At 58.2% G+C, this 17,152-nt stretch carries 15 protein-coding genes; 5 read left to right on the top strand and 10 right to left on the bottom strand.

What is annotated here, in order from left to right; all coding sequences use genetic code 11:
* Nucleotides 1-61 precede the first annotated feature (61 nt).
* Entirely contained in the window at nt 62-367 is a 306-nt protein-coding gene (locus AB2L51_RS00270; RefSeq protein WP_395580617.1) for an ElaB/YgaM/YqjD family protein, read from the bottom strand.
* A gap of 112 nt (nt 368-479) precedes the next feature.
* Between AB2L51_RS00270 and AB2L51_RS00265 the strand changes: the two genes are divergently transcribed.
* The 5 genes from AB2L51_RS00265 to AB2L51_RS00245 all read left to right on the top strand — a co-directional run bounded on the left by AB2L51_RS00265 (nt 480) and on the right by AB2L51_RS00245 (nt 11,290).
* On the top strand, nt 480-1,874 hold the full coding sequence (locus tag AB2L51_RS00265; RefSeq protein WP_395580616.1) for an MFS transporter: 1,395 nt from the start codon (nt 480-482) through the stop codon (nt 1,872-1,874).
* 178 nt (nt 1,875-2,052) lie between these two features.
* A complete protein-coding gene (locus tag AB2L51_RS00260; RefSeq protein ID WP_395580615.1) occupies nt 2,053-3,261 on the top strand; it encodes an efflux RND transporter periplasmic adaptor subunit in 1,209 nt (402 codons plus the stop codon).
* Nucleotides 3,258-6,437 (top strand): efflux RND transporter permease subunit, encoded by a 3,180-nt coding sequence (locus AB2L51_RS00255; protein ID WP_395580614.1) that lies wholly within the window; start codon nt 3,258-3,260, stop codon nt 6,435-6,437. Before AB2L51_RS00260 ends, AB2L51_RS00255 begins: the two co-directional genes overlap by 4 nt.
* Complete coding sequence (locus AB2L51_RS00250; RefSeq protein WP_395580613.1) at nt 6,434-9,736, top strand: efflux RND transporter permease subunit; 3,303 nt, start codon at nt 6,434-6,436, stop codon at nt 9,734-9,736. The genes AB2L51_RS00255 and AB2L51_RS00250 overlap by 4 nt, the downstream gene beginning before the upstream one ends.
* A complete protein-coding gene (locus AB2L51_RS00245; RefSeq protein ID WP_395580612.1) occupies nt 9,737-11,290 on the top strand; it encodes an efflux transporter outer membrane subunit in 1,554 nt (517 codons plus the stop codon).
* Nucleotides 11,291-11,371: 81 nt separating this feature from the next.
* Here the strand turns inward: AB2L51_RS00245 and AB2L51_RS00240 are convergent, their stop codons facing one another.
* From AB2L51_RS00240 to rpsM, 9 genes are all read right to left on the bottom strand, one after another.
* Nucleotides 11,372-11,548: a DUF1328 domain-containing protein gene (locus tag AB2L51_RS00240; protein WP_086647142.1), complete on the bottom strand. Its 177-nt coding sequence runs from the start codon at nt 11,546-11,548 to the stop codon at nt 11,372-11,374.
* A gap of 53 nt (nt 11,549-11,601) precedes the next feature.
* Nucleotides 11,602-11,835: a hypothetical protein gene (locus AB2L51_RS00235; protein ID WP_395580611.1), complete on the bottom strand. Its 234-nt coding sequence runs from the start codon at nt 11,833-11,835 to the stop codon at nt 11,602-11,604.
* Between the two features lie 85 nt (nt 11,836-11,920).
* Nucleotides 11,921-12,736 (bottom strand): ABC transporter ATP-binding protein, encoded by an 816-nt coding sequence (locus AB2L51_RS00230; RefSeq protein ID WP_395580967.1) that lies wholly within the window; start codon nt 12,734-12,736, stop codon nt 11,921-11,923.
* Nucleotides 12,724-13,377: an ABC transporter permease gene (locus tag AB2L51_RS00225; protein ID WP_395580966.1), complete on the bottom strand. Its 654-nt coding sequence runs from the start codon at nt 13,375-13,377 to the stop codon at nt 12,724-12,726. The genes AB2L51_RS00230 and AB2L51_RS00225 overlap by 13 nt, the downstream gene beginning before the upstream one ends.
* 107 nt (nt 13,378-13,484) lie before the next feature.
* Nucleotides 13,485-14,525: an ABC transporter substrate-binding protein gene (locus tag AB2L51_RS00220; RefSeq protein WP_395580610.1), complete on the bottom strand. Its 1,041-nt coding sequence runs from the start codon at nt 14,523-14,525 to the stop codon at nt 13,485-13,487.
* A gap of 195 nt (nt 14,526-14,720) precedes the next feature.
* A complete protein-coding gene (rplQ, locus tag AB2L51_RS00215) occupies nt 14,721-15,146 on the bottom strand; it encodes a 50S ribosomal protein L17 (protein ID WP_166110463.1) in 426 nt (141 codons plus the stop codon).
* Between the two features lie 31 nt (nt 15,147-15,177).
* Nucleotides 15,178-16,197, bottom strand: coding sequence for a DNA-directed RNA polymerase subunit alpha (locus tag AB2L51_RS00210; RefSeq protein WP_025826924.1), 1,020 nt, complete (start codon nt 16,195-16,197; stop codon nt 15,178-15,180).
* A 110-nt stretch (nt 16,198-16,307) separates the two neighbouring features.
* Nucleotides 16,308-16,700, bottom strand: a complete 393-nt coding sequence (gene rpsK / locus AB2L51_RS00205; protein ID WP_025826926.1) for a 30S ribosomal protein S11 — start codon at nt 16,698-16,700, stop codon at nt 16,308-16,310.
* 63 nt (nt 16,701-16,763) lie between these two features.
* Nucleotides 16,764-17,141, bottom strand: a complete 378-nt coding sequence (gene rpsM, locus AB2L51_RS00200; protein ID WP_166110466.1) for a 30S ribosomal protein S13 — start codon at nt 17,139-17,141, stop codon at nt 16,764-16,766.
* Between the last annotated feature and the right edge of the window lie 11 nt (nt 17,142-17,152).

Genomic DNA, 17,152 nt, shown 5'->3' with positions numbered 1-17,152 from the left:
TCGGTAGGGAAGGAAAAGCATTTTTTTACCCGGGAGCGCAAGAGTCCCGGTCAAATGATTTTTAGTAATGACGACGACGAGGGAAGAAAAGCCAGCCGAGCAGAATCCCCACACCCGCCACAATTCCCAATGAAAGCAAGGGTTTATCCCGCACAAAGGTCACTGCTTTTTCAACCGCGCCTTCACCTTCCTCATACAGGTCGGCAAAATCTTCCTGCATGTGTGCGGTGAACTGGTCGAGCTTTCCATCCGCCTGAAGGCCAATATCACCCGTCAGCCCCCCGGCGGCATCCTTGACATGTCCCTTAAGGTCCCGAACCTTGGCGTCGATCTTGTTTTCGATGGTGTCGATTTTATCTTTAGCCATGACGACTTTCTCCTTTTTTGAACCATTCCGTAACGGCCCGCGCATGGAAGCGACCGGAGATCTGCACGATCGCCTGTTGCATCAGACCGCAAAAACGCGTCTCTGACTAGGCATGCCTTCTCCGACGTCCACACAACTGACTGCACTCATCGTTGGTTCCATGTTTTTTATGGAACAGCTTGATGGCACCATTCTGGCAACTGCCCTACCCTCCATCGCCCATAGTCTGCATGTGGATATGGTCGCCACGTCTGTTGCCCTGACGTCCTATATTATCGGGCTGGCCATTTTTATTCCCGCATCAGGCGCACTGGCCGACCGTCTGGGCAGCCGCACGGTCCTGATGGTGGCGATCTGCATTTTTGTGGGCAGTTCAATTTTTTGCGGCACCGCCCATTCCCTGCTGTTTCTGGCCATCATGCGCACGATACAGGGCATTGGTGGCGCCCTTATGGTGCCCGTGGGGCGGCTTGCGGTTATTCGCAGCACTCCTGCCGACCAGCTCGTACGAACCATGACATGGATGATGCTGCCTGCAACCCTCGGCCCCCTGCTTGGACCTGTGGTGGGGGGGTATATTACGTCATGGCTGACATGGCGGTGGAATTTTTACCTGAATATCCCAGTTGGTGTGATCGGGCTGTTCCTGACCTACCGCTTTATTCCCGAGGTGCGCGAACTCTCCCCCCCTCCGTTTGATGTCAAAGGGCTGTTTCTGGCTGGGGGCGGGCTGGCGGTTCTGTCCGTTTTTGCAGAACTGTTCAGCCACGGCACAGGCTCGCCAGCGCTTGTTACGGCCCTTTTGTGTGCAGGCCTGCTGCTGGTGGGCATTTACACCCATCACGCAGGGCGTACGTCTTTTCCGCTTCTGGACCTGCGGCTTATGCGCGTCCAGACCTTTCGCATTTCCGTTTTTGGGGGTGCTGCATCACGCATTGCAGTGGGGTCCCTGCCGTTTCTACTCCCTTCTTTTCTACAGATCGGGGCCGGGCTGAGTGCGGCGCAGAGCGGGCTTGTAACCTTTGTGGCCCCACTGGGCGCCATCGCCATGCGTCCCTTTGTGCCAGCACTGCTCAAACGCTGGGGGTTCCGCACCATTCTCATGGCCAACGGCTCATCCGCGGCACTGGTTTTTGCCTTGATCGCCCTCTTTCGCCCGAGCTACCCCTTATGGCTGCTCTCGCTTGTGCTCACGCTGGCCGGGGCGGCCCAGTCGCTCCAGTTTTCGGCTTATAACACCGTTGCCTATGCCGATATTCCACAGGACAGGATGAGTGCGGCAACCAGCCTGTATTCCACCATGCAGCAGATCATGCTTTCGGCTGGCATCTGCATTGCCGCAGGTACCCTGACCGTGCTGGGCAGGCTGCACCACAACACCCCCGCGAACATGACCGATTTTGCATTCGGCTTTGTTGTAACGGGGGGCATATCCCTTCTGGCCGTACCACTATGCGCCGCACTTTCGCCTTCCGCAGGGGCGAATATGAGTGGTAACCGCCGTTAAAAGCACGCTTTTAACGCACAAATTATGGAGCGAAATGTTATTTTATGCACACCTTCTATGAGGAGGCTTGCACTTGCGCAAAGAGTTCAGCACAGTTCCCTCTGTAAACAGGGTGCCCCTATGCACAGCGTTCCCCTGCATTTTCCGACGCAACTTAGGTTAACGAACAGCGCACCTCATGGACGATAACTCTCCGCCCTCCGCCCCTCCCGCCAAACCGCGCTCCTCTAGAAAGCGCCTGCTTCTGGCGGGGGGTGCTGTGGTGGCCGCCTGTATTCTGGGCTTTGCCTTCCTGCGTCCGCAGGCGGGCCACAAAACGCACCACGGTGCGGCTGATTCCAGCCAGAGCCAGCCCGTAGCGGTACAGACAGTGCACGCAGGCAGCATGCCCGTGGAACTGACCGAACTGGGCACGGTGGTCCCCATTACCAACGTAACCGTGCAGACCCGTGTGGAAGGCTACCTGATGCAGGTGCTTTTTACCGAAGGCCAGCATGTGCACAAGGGCGACCTGCTCGCCCTGATCGACCCCCGCCCCTATCAGGTGCAGCTGGAACAGTATGAAGGCCAGCTTGCCCGGGACAAGGCGCAGCTTGAACAGGCCCGGGTCGATAACGGGCGTTACCAGCGCCTGATCCGGCAGGACAGTATTGACGCCAAGACCGCACGCGACCAGCAGTTTATGGTCCAGCAGCTTGAAGGCACGGTCAAGGCTGATCAGGCACTGGTGGATAACCAGAAACTGCAACTGATCTACTGCCATATTGTTGCGCCTGTGGATGGGCGCATTGGCATTCGTGCAGTGGACCGGGGCAACTACGTGGCGGCTGGCCAGTCCGGCGGGCTGGCGGTGCTGACACAGATGCAGCCCATATCGGTCATTTTCACGCTGCCACAGGACCAGTTGCCCGAGGTGTTCGCCCAGTTGCAGGCACGCAAATCCCTCCCCGTTTCCGCATGGAACAGTTCCAACACGCAAAAAATAGCCGATGGCACGGTCAGCACACTGGACAGCCAGATTGATACGGCAACCGGCACCGTGCGCCTGCGCGCCATTTTTGCCAATGAAGACGAGCACCTGTTCCCCAACCAGTTTGTCAACGCGCATCTGCTGGTCAAAACGCTGGACCACGTTCTGCTCCTGCCCACAACCGCCGTACAGACCGGTCCCTCCGGCCTGTTCGTATATGTCGTCAGGGATGATGACACGGTCAGCGTCCAGCCCGTGACCACCGGGATTTCCAACGGCACGCTCAGCGTTGTCACCTCCGGGCTGAAGGAAGGTGACAGGGTGGTTACAGACGGCACAGATCATCTGCGCGCCGGGATCAAGGTGAGTGTTCCCACCACGGCTTCCACTCCAGCACCGGACCATGCCACGCCGTGAACCCATCCGCCATTTTCATCCGCAGGCCTGTTGCAACTACGCTGCTGATGCTGGCCATTTTTATGGCCGGGTTGCTGGGCTACCATTTTCTGCCCATTTCCGCGCTGCCACAGGTTGATTACCCCACCATCACGGTAGAAACCTTCTACCCCGGTGCGGGGCCGGATGTTATGGCCACCTCTGTCACCGCGCCGCTGGAAACGCAGCTTGGCCAGATGCCCGGTCTGGACCAGATGACATCGCGCTCATCGGGTGGGGCGTCGGTCATTACCCTGCGGTTTGACCTGTCCATGTCCATGGATGTGGCAGAGCAGGAAGTGCAGGCCGCCATTAATCAGGCCAACTCCCTTCTGCCAACCGACCTGCCAGCCCCCCCGGTTTACGCCAAGGTCAACCCGGCAGACACCCCTGTGCTGACACTGGGCATTACCTCGGCCACCATTCCGCTCCCCGAGGTGGAAGATTACGTGGACACCCGTCTGGCGCAAAAAATCAGCCAGATTTCGGGCGTGGGGCTGGTCACGCTTTCGGGCGGGAACCGCAAGGCCTACCGTGTGCGGGTCAACGTGCCCAAGCTGACCTCCTACGGCATTGATCTGGATACACTGCGCACCACCATTGGCAATGTGAACGTCAACTCCCCCACGGGTACATTTGATGGGGCACAACGCTCGGCCACATTGCGGGTGGACGGGCAGATTACCAGCCCGGAAATGCTGCTCAATCAGGTCATTGCCTACCAGAGCAGCGGACCGGTCCGTATCCGCGACGTTGCCACGGTTGTGATCGGGCCTGAAAATACACAACTTGCCGCGTGGTCCAACCAGACCCCAGCCCTGATCATGAACGTGCAGCGTCAGCCGGGTGCGAATGTGATTGCCGTGGTGGACAACGTCAAGGCCACCCTGCCCACCCTGCGCCAGACCCTGCCACCAGGGATTGATATTATTCCCCTGACAGACCGTACCACCACCATCCGCTCCTCTGTGGCGGATGTGCAGTTCGAGCTTTTTCTGGCGCTTGTGCTGGTTGTGGCGGTTATTTTTGTCTTTTTGCGCAATATTCCCGCCACCATTATTCCCAGCCTGTCCGTGCCGCTTTCCATTATCGGCACGCTGGCCATTATGTACCTGCTCGGCTTCTCGCTCGATAACCTTTCGCTCATGGCCCTGACCATCGCCACCGGCTTTGTGGTGGATGATGCCATTGTGATGATCGAGAACATCTCGCGCTATGTGGAAGCGGGTGAGGACCGCATGAGCGCCTCGCTCAAGGGGGCGGGGGAAATCGGCTTTACCATTATCTCGCTGACCATATCGCTCATTGCCGTGCTTATTCCGCTGCTGTTCATGAGTGATGTGGTGGGCCGCCTGTTCCACGAATTCGCCCTTACGCTGGCCACGACCATCATCCTGTCCGCCGTGGTGTCGCTCACACTTGTTCCCATGATGTGCGCCCGTATTCTTTCCGAGCGTCCGCATGACGCAGGCACGGCCGCCACCCCGTTCCTGCGCTGGTCCGCACGGATGGAAGTGGCAACCGAGCGCCTGATTGCGGCCTATGACCGCATGCTTGATGTGGTGCTGGAATGGCGCAAGCTCACGCTGGGCGTGGCCGTGGGGACACTGGTGCTGACCGGCCTGCTGGGCTGGTACATTCCCAAGGGTTTTTTTCCCGTGCAGGACACGGGGGTTATTCAGGGTATTTCCGTTGCGGCGCAGTCCATCTCGTTCGAGAGCATGAAGACGCATCAGCAGGAACTGGCCAGAGTGATCCTGAAAGACCCGGATGTGGCTTCTCTCTCCTCCTTTGTGGGGGTGGACGGGCAGAATGCGACGCTTAATCAGGGCCGCTTCCTGATCAACCTGAAAGAGCATGACAGCCGCTCCTCCTCCGCCACCGAAATTGCAGCGCGGCTGGAGCAGGAAACGGCGCAGGTTGCGGGGATAAAGCTTTACCTCCAGCCCGTGCAGGACCTCTCGCTTGATACAACCGTATCGGCGACACAGTACCAGTTCCTGCTTGAAAACCCCGATTACGACGCCTTTAAAACATGGGTGCCCAAGCTGATTGACCGGTTGCGGCAGGAACCCTCCCTTGCGGACGTCACCTCCGACCTGCAGGCCGAAGGGCTGGTCGCACGCGTAACACTCGACCGCCCCACTGGGGCCCGTTACTCGATTACCCCCCAGACCGTGGATAACGTGCTGTATGACAGCTTTGGCCAGCGCCAGATTTCCACCATCTATACACAGTCCAACCAGTACCGCGTTATTCTGGAAGCCGAACCGCGCTTTCAGAAAGAAATGTCCTCGCTCAACCAGCTTTACCTGCCCGGTATCAGCGGTAATACGGGGGAGAGCACATCCGGTCCCACGCGCTCGCCTACCTCCGGGCTGGTGCCCCTGCCAGCGGTGACAAAAGTCACGCAGGAAACAGCCCCCCTGCTGCTCACCCATTTCGGGCAGTTCCCGGCTACGACCATCTCCTTCAATCTCGCGCCCGGCTATGCGCTGGGGGATGCCACGGCCGCCATCCGCCGGGTGGAGGCGGACATCCACCTCCCCACTGCTTTCCAGACCTCTTTTCAGGGGACGGCAGCAGCGTTTGAAGGCTCGCTCAGCAACGAACTGTTTCTGGTCGCCGCCGCCATTATTGCCGTCTATATCGTGCTGGGTATCCTGTACGAGAGCTTTATCCACCCCGTCACCATCCTCTCCACGCTCCCTTCGGCCGCTATTGGCGCGTTGCTGACGCTGATTGTTGCGGGGGTTAACCTCGACATCATGGGTATCATCGGCATTGTACTGCTGATTGGTATTGTGAAGAAAAACGCCATCATGATGATCGACTTCGCACTGGAAGCGGAACGTGAACAGGGAATGGACAGCCTGCGCTCCATTCGCACGGCGGCAACGCTGCGTTTTCGCCCCATTCTCATGACCACACTGGCGGCCATGCTGGGGGCCGTGCCCATGGTGCTCTCGCATGGAACGGGGTCCGAACTGCGTTATCCGCTGGGGCTGACCATTATTGGCGGGCTTGCCCTCTCCCAGTTGCTGACCCTGTTCACCACACCGGTCATCTACCTTACGCTGGACACATGGGCACATAAATGGCGCGGGCTGCGCCCCACACATTCCGCATCCCCCCCTGACGGGCAACCGGTGTCGTGAATATCAGCCGGATTTTTATTGACCGGCCTGTCGCCACCATCCTGCTGAGCATAGCCCTGTTCCTTGGGGGGCTACTGGGGTATCGCGGCCTGCCTGTTGCCGACCTGCCCAATGTGGATTTTCCGGTTATTCAGGTGCAGGCGCGCCAGCCCGGTGGCTCTCCGGAAGAAATTGCCAGTTCCGTGGCAGCCCCTCTGGAGCGGCACCTTGGGCAGATTGCCGATGTTACGGAAATGACATCCCAATCCACCGAAGGCAGCACACGCATTACGCTCCAGTTCTCCCTCTCGCGCGATATTAACGGCGCTGCGCGGGATGTGGAGGCCGCCCTTCAGGCCGCCCATGCGGACATGCCTTCCACCCTGCGGCAGAACCCCAGCTACCGCAAGGCCAACCCCAACGGCGCACCGATCCTTATCCTCACCCTGACATCGGACACTCACACCCGCCCCCAGCTTTATGACTACGCAACCAACGTGCTGGTGCAGCACCTGTCCGCCATACAGGGGGTGGGTCAGGTGGAAATCAGCGGGAGTGCGCTGCCTGCCATCCGGGCGGAAATAAACCCCATGCCCCTGTTCAAATACGGCATCGGGTTTGAGGACGTGCGCGCAGCCCTTGCCTCCGCCAATGCCCACACCCCCAAAGGGATTATTGACCAGAACGGCGTCCGCTACACGCTGGACACGAATGATCAGGTCCGCACCGCGCAGGACTACCGTGACCTGATTATTGCATGGCGTAACAACCGCCCCGTACGACTGGCCGATGTGGCGCAGGTACAGAACAGCGTGGAAGACCTGCGCAACGCGGGGTACTATAACGGTCAGGCATCGGTGATTGCGGTGGTGTTTCCCCAGGCCGGGGCCAATGTGATTCACACCGTGGACCAGATCAACGCGGAAATGCCCCTGCTCAAATCCGCCCTGCCCGGCGGCGTGGCCCTACATGTCGGGCTTGACCGCTCACTGACCATTCGCGCAGCACTGGTGGATACGCAACTGACCCTGCTGATCTCGGTCATACTTGTGGTGCTGGTGGTGCTGCTCTTCCTGCACTCGCTCCGTATGACGCTTATTCCCGCTGTGGTTGTGCCCACCTCCATCGTGGCGACCTTTGGCGTTATGCGCCTGCTTGGTTTTTCGCTCGATAACATGTCACTCATGGCGCTTACGGTTTCCACCGGCTTTGTGGTGGATGACGCCATTGTGGTTATGGAAAACATAGCCCGCTACATAGAGCAGGGTTTCCCCCCGCGTGATGCCGCCATAAAAGGCAGCGCGGAAGTGGCCTTTACGGTTATTTCCATCTCCATTTCCCTGATTGCCGTCTTTTTGCCCATTCTGCTCATGGGGGGGCTGGCGGGCCGCCTGTTCCATGAGTTCGCCATGACCGTTTCCATCACCATCCTGATCTCGATGGTGCTGTCCCTGACCCTGACCCCCATGATGGCGGCTTACCTGCTCGTGCCCCATACGGCAGGCGCGACCCCCGCGGGTTCTGGCAGCCTGATGCGCCACGCCATTGCCGCCATGAGCGCGTTTCTGGACCGAATGCAGGCGGGCTATACCCGCTCGCTCGACTTTGCCCTGCGCTACCACAAGACCGTCCTGCTCAGCCTGCCCTTTACACTGGCCCTTACGGCAGCCCTGTTCATGCTGATGCCCAAAGGGTTTTTCCCGGTGGAAGATACGGGCATGCTCATGGGGCGCCTGCAGGGGGACCAGTCGATTTCCTTCGGGGCGTTGGCCAAAAAGCTGACCGAAGTGCAGAAAGTGCTCATGCAGGACCGGGATGTGGAAAGCGTGTCCTCCTTTATCGGTGGTCGTGGTTCATCGAACGAGGCAGGAGTGTTTTTGCAGCTCAAGGACAAGGCCGCACGGAACGACACCCCGACCGACCTGATCGCCCGTGTTAACCGCAAATTGCGCAATCTGGTCGGGGCCAGTTTTTATCTGATGCAGCCCGGCGCCATCCGTTCTGGCGCGCGGCAGAGCAATGCGGCTTACCAATATACGCTGGAGGGTGAAAACTCATCCGAGCTCTACACATGGACCGCCCGCCTGCTGGCGGAACTGCGTCGCCACCCGGAACTGACAACCCTTTCCTCCGACGTGCAACTGGGGGGCTCGGCCATTAGCACCCAGATCGACCGGGATACGTCTGCCCGTGTCAACATTACGCCCCAGCTCCTGTCCAACACACTGTACGATGCATTTGGCCAGCGCGCGGCCTCGGTCATCTATAACAGGCTCAACCAGTACCGTGTGATCATGGAGGCCGACCCCAAAAGCTGGTCCAATCCGCAAAGCCTGATGCAGGTCTGGGTAAGTGTTGCCGGGGGTTCGGCCGGGGGGGGAACGCGCTCGAACACCGTTCGGGTGCGCAATGCCGCCAGCACTGGCACGACCAGCACACGGACCAGCCAGAGTTCACTGTCGTTTAAAAACCAGATCGCCAATGCGCTGGCGGGGGGCGCTGGCGCGTCCAATGGTTCAGCAGTCAGCACCGCCTCCGAGGCCATGGTGCCGCTCACGCTGGTTACCCGTCTGGTGCCCAGCCGTACCCCGCTTTCGGTCAATCATCAGGGCCTGGCGGTTGCGGCTACGCTCTCGTTCAATCTGGCCAAAGGGGTTTCTCTGGGTACAGCCACGCAGATCATCAACACCGCGCAGGTCGCGCTGCATATGCCCAACACCATCCACGGCAGTTTTGCCGGTAATGCCGCGCAGTTCCAGAAAGCGGTCAGTGACGAACCCCTGCTTATTCTGGCAGCCCTTGTGGCCGTCTATATTACACTGGGCATTCTGTACGAAAGCTACGTACACCCGCTGACCATTCTCTCCACCCTGCCCTCTGCTGGTGTGGGGGCTCTGCTGGCCCTGCAACTGGCTGGGGAGGAGTTCTCGCTCATTGCCATGATCGGGGTGATCCTGCTGATTGGCATTGTGAAAAAAAATGCCATCATGCTGGTGGATTTTGCCATTATGGCCGAACGCGAACAGGGTATGTCCGCCCATGATGCCATACGCACCGCCTGCCTGCTCCGCTTCCGCCCGATCATGATGACATCGGTCGCAGCCGCCCTTGGGGCTGCCCCACTTATGGTCGCCAACGGATACGGAGCCGAACTGCGGCATCCGCTGGGCATAGCCATTGTTGGCGGGCTGATCGTAAGCCAAGCACTTACTCTTTATACAACGCCGGTTGTCTATCTGATGTTCGATGCCTGGCAGGCCCGTGCCGGGTCCTTTATCCACGCGCTCTCGTTTTCCCGCAGTTTCAGGCAGGACCACTGAATGCCTTTTTATCGTCCCATCCTTTCCTTTCGCCTGTCCCTGCTGCTGGCACCTGCCCTTCTGGCCGGGTGCATGGTCGGGCCGGATTACAAACGGCCCACGCCCATTATCTCGCCCACCTTCAAGGAACTGCGTCCGGCACCGGGCTGGCAGTACGCCACCCCGCAACTGGCCAGCCTGCCCAAAGGCTCATGGTGGACAATCTATAACGACCCGCAGTTGAATGCCCTGGAAGCGCAGGTGGACATCAACAACCAGAATATCATTCAGTACGAAGCCCGCTACCGTAACGCACGCGCCACCATTAACTCCATCCGGGCCCAGCTTTACCCCACGCTCAATGGGGCGATCTCCTTCAACCGGCAGAGTTCGGGCCGTGGGTCACGCTCGAGCGGCACCATTATCAATTATGGTTCCGATGGTACACGTAATACGGCTTCCGCCCCTTCCAACTCGACCGAAAACACCTATGCCACGGGGCCAAGCGTTTCGTGGGATCTGGATTTATGGGGCAAGATCCGGCGGCAGATTCAGGCTCAGGTTACAGAGGCACAGGCCACAGCCGCTGACCTCGCCAATGCGCGCCTGTCTTATCAGGCGCAGTTGGCCACGGCTTATTTCAACCTGCGATATCAGGACAGCCTGTATGACCTGCTGACAAAAAACGTGGCGTTTTATGAGCGGTCCTACCAGATCACCAAAAACCAATATGACGCGGGTACGGCAGACCCGACCACCCTGCTTCAGGCTAAAACACAGCTGGAACAGACCCGTGCACAGGCTACGGCAACCGGCATAGCCCGCGCGCAGTACGAGCACGCCATTGCCGTCCTTATGGGCAAGGCACCTGCGGACCTTTCCATCCCCCATGGGGCATTGCCACGCGCCATCCCGGCCATTCCGGTCATGGTTCCGGCCAGTCTGCTCCAGCGCCGCCCCGACATTGCCGCAGCCGAACGCCGGATGGAGGAATACAACGCCCAGATTGGCGCAGCCATGGCGGCGTTCTACCCCGATGTCAAACTCACGGCGACATACTCCTACAGCGGGGACCCTGTGGGTTCTCTTGTACAGGTTGCAAACCGTATCTGGACCCTTGGTGCCTCGGCTACGGAAACACTGTTTGCCGGGGGCGCAAGAACCGCTGCCGTCCATGAGGCCGACAGCAATTACAATGCCTACGTGGCCACCTACCGGCAAACCGTGCTGACAGCCCTGCAGGGGGTGGAGGACCAGCTTTCCAACCTGCGTATTCTGGCAGATCAGGCGGAGCAGCAGCATGTTGCGCTGGATGCCGCCAACAGGGCGGTTACGATCGCATTCAACCAGTATATGGCTGGCACCCAGATTTATACGACCGTGATTACCGCCGAGGTTACGGCCCTGTCCAACGCGCAGACCGCGCTACAGATCCAGCAAAGCCGCATTCTGGATTCTGTCAGTCTGGTGGAGGCCCTTGGCGGGGGGTGGAATGCCTCCGAGCTTCCCAGCAAAAGCTCCATGCAGACAGATAACCCGCTCCTGCCCTCCTTTATTCAGAAAGACAAAAACTAGGCGGACCACCGGCCAACAAAAAACCTCCGGAGCGCTGCCCCGGAGGTTTTTTTATGCCGTTTGCGCAGTGGTCAGGCTCCGTTATTTCATAACCGCACGACCAGCCAGCAGGGCCACAACCAGAAAAACAACAAACAGCATGATGGCGATAAAGAACAGGATTTTAGCCATACCAGCCGAGGCAGACGCAATTCCGCCAAAACCAAACAGCCCTGCAACAAGTGACACAACCAGAAAAAACAGTGCCAGTTTCAGCATAACGCACTCCCTTGCATTTCAATCCTGACCTGAGCTGGAACGCCCTTGCCAACTTATTTTCTGCGCCGCAGAAAAATCCCAATCATCAGACCGACAACACCCACCGTAGCAACGCTCAGCAATGGCTGGTCAATAACAACATCCCGCAGTGCTTCTACTGCGGTGCTGCGCTTGCCCGGATTAAGGGCGTCGTAACTGGAAACCTTGCCAAAAAAACCATCGGCACCGTCCTGAAGATTGCCAATACCATCCTCAAGACCAAAATCTGCCTTGCTCTCATCACTCATAAGAGGATGTCCTCCATACTGGATTAAGGGGTAACGCGCCTTGCACCCCTAAAGATACCTATGTGAACGATTTTTTTGCTCAAGACTAGATTTCAGCCGAGCGCCAGTAGGCTTCTCCACCCGGATCAGGCTCGCCTGCAATCATGGCGCGCAGCCGCGCGGCATAAGTCCTGAAAGCAGGGGTATCGGGGTTGCGGTGCGGCATATCCAGCACAATTTCACCGGTAATCCCCGCAGGGGAGCCACCGGCCAGCACCACAACACGTGTGGCAAGGCGAAGAGCCTCTTCAATATCATGCGTCACAAACAGCACTGTTTTGTGTGTCTGCTGCCATATCCGCTGCAACTCTTCCTGCAGGCTGGTGCGGGTAATGGGGTCCAGCGCGCCAAACGGCTCATCCATAAGCAGCAGGTCGGGGTCCACGGTCAGGGCGCGGGCAACCCCCACACGCTGTCGCTGCCCACCAGACAGACGGCGTGGGAGCCGGTCCTGCGCATCCTTCAGCCCGACCAGACGCAGGGCCTCCTGCGCACGGGCTATTTTTTCGCTCTTGCTCAGGTGCAGGCCTTCCAGCCCGAACATGACATTCCGCAGCACCGAGCGCCAGGGTAGAAGCCGCGCATCCTGGAACACCATGGCCCGGCTCCGCCGCGTGGCATGTGCCCCCGCATCTGCTGCACAGGCGGAACCGCCTGTCTGCCCTTCCGTTGGGTGCATAAGCCCCATCAGAACCCTGAGCAGCGTGGATTTACCCACACCAGACGGACCCAGAAGGGCAACAAACTCCCCACGCTCCAATATCAGGCTGACATGCCGCAGCACAAAATGAGCGCCACCATCGTGAGAGAGGCCAACATCATGCAAGGAGGCAACCACATCCGCCTTGCTCATGGTTGCCACCTGAGAACCCATTTACGCACAAACCCAAAAAGAAAATCGGTAATGGCATACAGCATGGCCATGGTCAGCATGTAAACCACCACAACATCGGTCGCCAGAAGGCTGGAAGCCTGCATCATGCGTGCGCCAATACCCGGCACGCCAAACAGTTCTGCCGCCACAACGGACATCCACCCCTGCCCCAACCCCGTACGCAGCCCGGCCATAATACCCGGTGCGGAAGCCGGGAGTACAATCTTGACCAGCCGCCCTGCAAAGCTGCCATGGCCGAAGGCGGAAGCCAGTTCATACAGTTCGGGGTCCACCCCACGGACAGCACTATGGGCTGCGTAAAAATTGATCCAGAAAACCGATATGGCAATAACAAACGTGGCCCCAGCCGTGCTTAGCCCAAACCAGAGAATGGCAAAAGGCACCCAGGCCAGCCCCGGTACAGGCCGCAACAGGCGTACAACCCCTTCCAGCAGACTATCCAACAGCCCCAGCATACCGCACAGGATACCAAGCCCAGCCCCCAGAATGGAGCCAATAAGCAGGCCCAGCAGGTAGTGGTTCAGACTATCCAGAATGGCCTGCTGCCAGAACCCTCCCCGAACCTCATCCAGCCATGCCGGACCAAGAGAGGAAGGGGCTGGCACCATGCCAGATGGCAGCAGCCCAGACCGGACGGCTGCCTCCCACACGCCAAAGAACAGAACAAGCCCCGCCAGCCCAAACCCCAGACGAACGGAGCCAGACAGTTTTACGCTCACGGCTTGGCCTGCTGCCACAGACCCGTATCAAACAGATCTTCAACAGGCTCCGCCTTACGCAGAAGACCTTCGGCCACTTCAAATTCCTGCAACTGTTTGACACTGCCCACAATACGCGCCGGATCGCTGACAAAGCGGGAAGCAGAATGCTCCAGCGCGGTTTTCATCACGCTATCACTCAGCATACCACCGCCAAGTGCTTTTTGTACAAATGGCACGGCATCATCCGGATGCTGGGCCAGCAAAGTTGTGGCGCGCACGAACAGGCGGGTCAGTGTTCCCGCCCATGCCTTGTGCTCAGGCGCATCGGGCTTGACAATCGCCAGAACAGAGCCCGGCTGGTCCGGCATCATGCTATGGCCCGAAGCCAGAATACGGGCATCGGGCAGGCGGGTTTTAACAACTGTCAGGGCCGGCTCCCTTAAAACCGCACCATCGACCGCACCTGCCAGAAATGCCTGTTGCGCCGCATCAATATCCACCCCAACAATGGTGGCCACGGTATTGACCTGCGCAAAACCAAGCTGTTTTTGCAGCCAGTAGCGCAACAGTGTGTCAGGCACAGAACCGGCAGGCTGGGCTGCCAGACGCGGCAGGCGCTTCTGGTCCTGCTTGAACCGCCCCAAAATATCCTTCACCGCATCTGGCGTCAGTCCGGCCTCACTATCCGGCTTCAGGCCTTCTGCCAGTGCTCCGCGTGCAATAACCGACAGTTCCTCGATTGAGGCAGTCGCGACAACCTTAACATCCACGCCATGCGCACGTGCCTGCAACAAAGGCAGTACCCCCGCCACGTAACCGTCAATCCGCCCGGATACGAGCGCCTGAATAGCCTGCGGGCCGGATGTAAAGCGCACAAGCTGCACATCCAATCCAGCCTGCCTGGCCCAGCCTTCCCCGTCGATCACAAACAGCGCGGAAGAGCCCAGAACAGGAATATAGCCAATACGAATGCTGTCCGCCGCCTGTGCCGGACTGACAGCCCAACCCAATGCCACGGTGGCAAGCGTTAGCATTTTTAGCAACACACGTTTCATGACGGTATCTCTTTCGTTGAACTATTTTATCAAAAATAAGAGTGGATATATTCTGGGCTTTGTCAATCACTCACGAATGTTTATGGGGTATTTTTATTCCACGCATATTTTTTCACATTCCAGCCCGTACAAAAAAACATAAAAAAAGCTGGCTCCTGAGAGCCAGCTTTCTTCATTGCACTTGCAAGCAGGAGATTAAGCAGCAAGATCCTGCTTATCTTCCACTTCCGGGCGCGGACCGCTGTCCTGCCCTTTGGCGCTCACATCGCGATCAATCAGTTCGATCACAGCCATCTGGGCGGCATCGCCATAACGCACGCCAGCACGCAGGACGCGTGTGTAGCCACCGTTGCGGGCCTTGTAGCGTTCAGCCACAGCTGCAAACAGCTTTTTAACAATCACTTCATCACGCAGCACAGCAAATGCCTGCCGACGTGCGTGCAGATCGCCACGTTTGCCAAGGGTGATCAGCTTTTCAACAAACGGGCGCAGTTCCTTCGCTTTGGGAAGCGTAGTGGTGATCTGCTCGTGCTTGATCAAAGCCACAGCCATGTTACGGAACATGGCTGCACGGTGAGAAGAGGTAACGCCGAGCTTTCGGCCGGCAATCCGGTGACGCATGGTTCAGTTCCTAGTATCGGGAAAAGTCAGATCAGAACGGCTCATCAAGCCGCTTTGCCAACTCTTCAATATTTTCCGGCGGCCAGGCCGGGACATTCATACCCAAGGACAGCCCCATGGAGGTCAGGACTTCCTTAATTTCGTTCAGGGATTTACGGCCAAAGTTCGGTGTGCGCAGCATTTCCTGCTCACTCTTCTGAACCAGATCCCCAATGTAGATGATGTTGTCGTTCTTCAGGCAGTTTGCGCTACGAACAGACAATTCAAGCTCATCCACCTTGCGCAGCAGATTACGGTTGAACGGCAGATCATCCTCAGGCTCTTCTGCCTGTACAGGACGCGGCTCATCAAAGTTGATGAACAGCTGCAACTGATCCTGCAGAATACGCGCGGCCAGAGCCACTGCATCTTCGGGCGTTACCGCACCATTTGTTTCGACCGTAAGCAGCAGCTTGTCATAGTCGGTGACCTGACCAACGCGGGTCGGCTCCACCTTGTAGGACACGCGCTTGACGGGCGAATAGATTGCATCAACCGGGATCAGGCCGATCGGCGCATCTTCCGGACGGTTAGCCGCCGCAGGAACATAGCCTTTTCCGGTATTAACAATAAATTCCATGCCCAGCTTGACGCCGTCATCAAGCGTGCAGATGACCAGATCAGGGTTCATGATTTCAATGTCATGACCTGTCTGGATCTGGCTTGCGCGCACTTCACCGGGGCCAGTGGCCGTCAGCACCATACGCTTCGGCCCTTCACCGTGCATGCGCAACGCCAGCTGCTTGATGTTCAGGACGATGTCAGTCACATCTTCCCGCACACCGGCAACAGACGAAAACTCGTGCAGAACGCCGTCAATCTGAACCGCCGTGACCGCAGCACCTTGAAGAGAAGACAGCAGAACCCGACGCAGGGCGTTACCGAGCGTCATACCAAAACCGCGTTCCAGCGGCTCAGCCACTACGGTTGCGATACGAGCGGGCTCCACTCCGGATTCAACTTCAAGCTTTTCGGGCTTGATCAGAGATTGCCAGTTTTTCTGAAGGACCAATGGACCGGCCTTTCAATACGAAAAACCACTGCTTACGCAGCGATTTCTCTGAAGTGGACACAACAAATGGAAAGGCGGCTTGTTATCAGGCAGCCTTTCCGCTCGTAAGCTCAGACGCGGCGACGCTTGCGCGGGCGGCAGCCATTGTGCGGGACCGGTGTCATATCACGAATGGACGTGATCGTGAAACCAACAGCCTGCAGGGCGCGCAGTGCGCTCTCACGCCCCGACCCAGGACCGGAAACTTCGATTTCCAGCGTTTCCATGCCGTGTTCACGGGCCTTGCGGCCTGCATCTTCAGCCGCAACCTGCGCCGCATAAGGCGTAGACTTCCGCGAGCCCTTAAAGCCCTGCGCACCAGCAGAAGACCAGGAGATAGCATTCCCCTGAGCATCAGAGATGGTGATCATGGTGTTGTTGAACGTGGAGAGCACATGCGCCACGCCCGAAATAATGTTCTTACGCTCTTTTTTACGAACACGCGGTGTTGCGGCTTTCGCCATGTCTTTTCTACCTCAGTCCCTGTCCAGCCTGCGTGTGCAGGCTGGCCGCCTTAGCGGATTGGATTAACGCGTTGCTTTCTTCTTACCGGCAATGGCCACTGCCTTTCCCTTACGGGTACGGGCATTGGTGTGCGTCCGCTGGCCGCGCACCGGCAGGCCACGACGATGACGCAGGCCGCGGTAGCAACCAAGATCCATCAGGCGCTTAATGTTCATCGCAATTTCACGACGCAGGTCGCCCTCAACACGATAGCTGCCATCAATCAGCTCACGGAGCTTCATGATTTCATCATCGCTGAGTTCGTTAACCCGCTTTGCTTCCGGAATCTCCAAGGACTTGCAGATTTCTGCCGCCTTAGATGCGCCAATTCCGTAAATATACTGAAGCCCGATCACAACCCGCTTGTTTGTCGGGACATTCACGCCGGCAATACGTGCCACGCCTTATACTC

Origin of the sequence: Acetobacter fabarum, assembly GCF_040702925.2 — a bacterium.
In the GTDB taxonomy this organism is placed as follows: Bacteria; Pseudomonadota; Alphaproteobacteria; order Acetobacterales; family Acetobacteraceae; genus Acetobacter; species Acetobacter fabarum_B.
The sequence above is the reverse complement of the archived record's forward strand: the minus strand, read 5'-3'. Positions and strand labels throughout refer to the sequence as shown.

What these genes read in the sequence shown, in the direction of transcription:
- AB2L51_RS00270 (WP_395580617.1), bottom strand. Translation starts at nt 367, where the DNA reads ATGGCTAAAGATAAAATCGACACCATCGAAAACAAGATCGACGCCAAG.
- AB2L51_RS00265 (WP_395580616.1), top strand. Translation starts at nt 480, where the DNA reads ATGCCTTCTCCGACGTCCACACAACTGACTGCACTCATCGTTGGTTCC.
- AB2L51_RS00260 (WP_395580615.1), top strand. Translation starts at nt 2,053, where the DNA reads ATGGACGATAACTCTCCGCCCTCCGCCCCTCCCGCCAAACCGCGCTCC.
- AB2L51_RS00245 (WP_395580612.1), top strand. Translation starts at nt 9,737, where the DNA reads ATGCCTTTTTATCGTCCCATCCTTTCCTTTCGCCTGTCCCTGCTGCTG.
- AB2L51_RS00240 (WP_086647142.1), bottom strand. Translation starts at nt 11,548, where the DNA reads ATGCTGAAACTGGCACTGTTTTTTCTGGTTGTGTCACTTGTTGCAGGG.
- AB2L51_RS00235 (WP_395580611.1), bottom strand. Translation starts at nt 11,835, where the DNA reads ATGAGTGATGAGAGCAAGGCAGATTTTGGTCTTGAGGATGGTATTGGC.
- AB2L51_RS00225 (WP_395580966.1), bottom strand. Translation starts at nt 13,377, where the DNA reads ATGGTGCCAGCCCCTTCCTCTCTTGGTCCGGCATGGCTGGATGAGGTT.
- AB2L51_RS00220 (WP_395580610.1), bottom strand. Translation starts at nt 14,525, where the DNA reads ATGAAACGTGTGTTGCTAAAAATGCTAACGCTTGCCACCGTGGCATTG.
- rplQ (WP_166110463.1), bottom strand. Translation starts at nt 15,146, where the DNA reads ATGCGTCACCGGATTGCCGGCCGAAAGCTCGGCGTTACCTCTTCTCAC.
- rpsK (WP_025826926.1), bottom strand. Translation starts at nt 16,700, where the DNA reads ATGGCGAAAGCCGCAACACCGCGTGTTCGTAAAAAAGAGCGTAAGAAC.